Genomic DNA, 3,026 nt, shown 5'->3' with positions numbered 1-3,026 from the left:
AAACACTTTTAAACTTTAAAAAATAACAAATGACACAAACAGCGCAAAAAGTAAACGTAGCTCCTTCGTCAAGTCACGGCCACTTCATCGAAGGAGCGAAGCAAGTAATTAATCTGGATAATGTCAATGAGACTTTTCAGGTAAAAGGGGAAAGCAGGTTGACAACAAACAACCATACCACTCTTGAATTAAAAGAAGATTGCCTAATTACCTGCCAGACAGTTTACGATCCGTTTTCACAGGCTTTTACAAAGTCGCGTGACTAACCATTTCCTAACTCCGGAGCAGGCTGCACTACTAACCCTTTGCGGTCTGCTCCTTTAAAAAATTGGAATGCAACAATCTGCAAACGATAACATGATCCTGGCAATGATCCACAACAGTATCGCAAGGAACTATTTATCCTACGTCCGGCATGAAGTAGCGGGCGATACAAAAGAGTTCATCAACCGGCTTATTAAAAGATGCGAGGCAAATGAAACAGATACCATTGCAAGAATGACCTGTGATGAAAACAGAGAGGTGTTTGTACAAGAAATCAGAAAAGGTGATACCATGCAGTTCTCTTGTATCATGCTGCAGATATTTTCAATGGACCAGGATAAGCGGGATATGGTAGAGAACCTCATAAACCTTATTCATAAAGGCGAGGAGATAAAATGTGAGGCGGTTTAAAGTTTACATGGGTGAATGGAGCGGGAAAGAAGTAATAAAATATTTTCAGAATTAAAAAAGGAGAAATTAGACGAAATGAAGTACAACGTTGTTTATGCTGATTGTCCATGGACTTATAAAAATAAGAAAACAGGCGGCACGTTTGAAAGTGCAGCCGAAAAGAAATATACCTTAATGACCAACGAGGATATTATGGCAATGCCTATACATGATATTACTGAAAAGAACTGCATACTGTTTTTGTGGGTAACGGTTCCACTTTTACCGGAGGGTATGGAAACTTTAAAGGCATGGGGATTTAAGTACAAAACAATGATTACATGGCGAAAGATAATGAGTATGGGTATGGGGTACTGGTTCAGAGGGCAGTGTGAGCATTTACTTGTGGGAGTAAAAGGGAATGTTAAGGCGTTTCGGCAGCAAAAAGCCAACTTCTTTGAAAGTAATGAGTTTGAACTTGATGAATGCCATCAATCAAAAGCCGGTAAACATTCTCAAAAACCGCATTATTTCAGGGAATTGATTTCAACAGCGGTGCAGGTAAGTTTCAATGAACCTAAAAAGGTAGAATTATTTGCAAGATCCCGTGATGGCTTATTCCCGGATTACGAATATCAGGGGTGGGATGTGTACGGCAACCAAGTTAATAACTCAATAATAATTGAGCAATAAAAAAGAATTTTATTTTTAAAAAAAATATGGATTTACAAATATCACTTTGGGAAAGACCAGTACTCCAGGCGGATATAGTTTACACGCCTGTTTATGTCAGCGAGAATATTATCAAACATTTAAACCCTTCAGGCAAAATGCTGGATCCTTGCAAGGGGGATGGTAGTTTTTACAATCTGCTCACAGGTGATAAAGATTACTGCGAAATAAGGGAGGGTAAAGACTTCTTTAATTATAAAGGGAAGGTTGATTGGGTTATCGGCAATCCGCCCTATTCAATATTTGAAGATTTCTTAAAAAAGAGCTTTGAAATTTCTGATAATGTAAGTTTCCTTGTTCCAACAAATAAAGTGTTTCAAAGACAGGTAATAATGGATATGATAAATAAATGGGGGGGGGGTGAGGAGTATTATTATATACGGTAGCGGCACTTTAATTGATTTTCCTTTTGGTTTTAGCGTTGGGAATTTCCACTTTAAAAAAGGGTATAAAGGAGAAACAAAATTAATAATGGGTATGAAAAGCATTTTTATCGAACCCGATTCAAAAGTAACAGCACCGTTAAAATAAAGTTTATGTACTTTATCGAAAAGATTAAGAGCACTTTCACCGGCAACACCTGGTACAGTAGCCAGCCCAGTCCAATAAGATTTTTGAAGCATGCACTGAGTGAAACAGAAAAAACAAGGTATCTTAAAACATTGGACGTAATAATATTTCACAGCATGAAAGAAAAGGACGGCATCTACTGGTACGAGGGGATTCGGAAATTACAGCCTACGCCGTGGGTCTATACAATCCCTCCACTTCACTTTTTAAACGGCACACGGCCGCCTAAAGCGGTTATGAGGTATGAAACGGTAAAGCGGCAAGTAGCAGAGGTTAAAGCAAAAGCCGGGGAATTATTTTCTTAAAATTAATGAATAAAATAATTGTTTATCAAATAAAATAATTAGTTTTGAAACGAATATTAATCATACTTAATTTTTATTATCATGAAGTAGCACATCAAACCGTTTATATATTGTCAGGATATAAAAACGGATTTTCCGGCGTTACATATTTAAAGAGCTTTTGAAGGACGGGACCTGACCCCGAAATTCAAAGGCTTTTTTCATTTTATAAAAATTAAGTAATGGAACTAAATAAAGAGGAAATAACAAGGGTTTTCGCAATGTACATCGGTTCGGAATTCATTTTTGAACATGGCGAACCGGAGCAAGTTTATGGTGTGGCATACGGCACAGTTTACGACTATTCTGTAGATGAAAGCGGTGAAGGTAGTTACGATATAGGGGAATGTAAATTAATGCTCACGCCACTTGATGATATTACAGATGCAGATTTAAAACAGGTTGTTGGAACGTACGGCGTACTGCCCACAACGCATGGGTATTTAACAAAAGAGTCCAGCATTAGTACTTTAAGAAAGTTTTGGAATGATGTTATTGAGGAACCAAAACACCTGCCTTGTTATATGTACCAATTCCTTATTTTATACAACTACGCAGTTCCATTGTGGTTTAGTATAGACCATAAAGCAAACGGCAAAACGGCTATTGATCTTGGTATAGCTATAGCAAACCCAAAATAATTATTACAAGCAAAAGAGAACTAAAACTACTTTAACCCAACTCAGCCAGAACCCTACATAAAAAGAGAGTTTTGGCCTGGGATAA

At 37.4% G+C, this 3,026-nt stretch carries 6 protein-coding genes; all 6 read left to right on the top strand.

Annotation, left to right across the window (positions count from 1 at the left end; all coding sequences use genetic code 11):
- The first annotated feature begins 29 nt into the window (after positions 1-29).
- The 6 genes from V4538_17645 (at position 30) to V4538_17620 (ending at position 2,941) form a co-directional block, all read left to right on the top strand.
- The gene (locus V4538_17645; GenBank protein ID MES2382876.1) at positions 30-266 is read left to right on the top strand and encodes a hypothetical protein; all 237 of its coding nucleotides are present in this window, start codon (positions 30-32) and stop codon (positions 264-266) included.
- Between the two features lie 67 nt (positions 267-333).
- The gene (locus tag V4538_17640) at positions 334-675 is read left to right on the top strand and encodes a hypothetical protein (GenBank protein MES2382875.1); all 342 of its coding nucleotides are present in this window, start codon (positions 334-336) and stop codon (positions 673-675) included.
- 15 nt (positions 676-690) lie between these two features.
- A complete protein-coding gene (locus tag V4538_17635; GenBank protein ID MES2382874.1) occupies positions 691-1,347 on the top strand; it encodes an MT-A70 family methyltransferase in 657 nt (218 codons plus the stop codon).
- 26 nt (positions 1,348-1,373) lie between these two features.
- Entirely contained in the window at positions 1,374-1,772 is a 399-nt protein-coding gene (locus tag V4538_17630) for a hypothetical protein (protein MES2382873.1), read from the top strand.
- 300 nt (positions 1,773-2,072) lie between these two features.
- The gene (locus V4538_17625) at positions 2,073-2,261 is read left to right on the top strand and encodes a hypothetical protein (GenBank protein MES2382872.1); all 189 of its coding nucleotides are present in this window, start codon (positions 2,073-2,075) and stop codon (positions 2,259-2,261) included.
- A 221-nt stretch (positions 2,262-2,482) separates the two neighbouring features.
- Complete coding sequence (locus V4538_17620; protein MES2382871.1) at positions 2,483-2,941, top strand: hypothetical protein; 459 nt, start codon at positions 2,483-2,485, stop codon at positions 2,939-2,941.
- Positions 2,942-3,026: the final 85 nt, after the last annotated feature.

It is taken from the genome of Bacteroidota bacterium, from assembly GCA_040388375.1.
Taxonomy (GTDB): Bacteria; Bacteroidota; Bacteroidia; order UKL13-3; family UKL13-3; genus JAAFJM01.
Note: the sequence above shows the minus strand (reverse complement) of the source record. Positions and strands in the feature narration are given on the sequence as shown.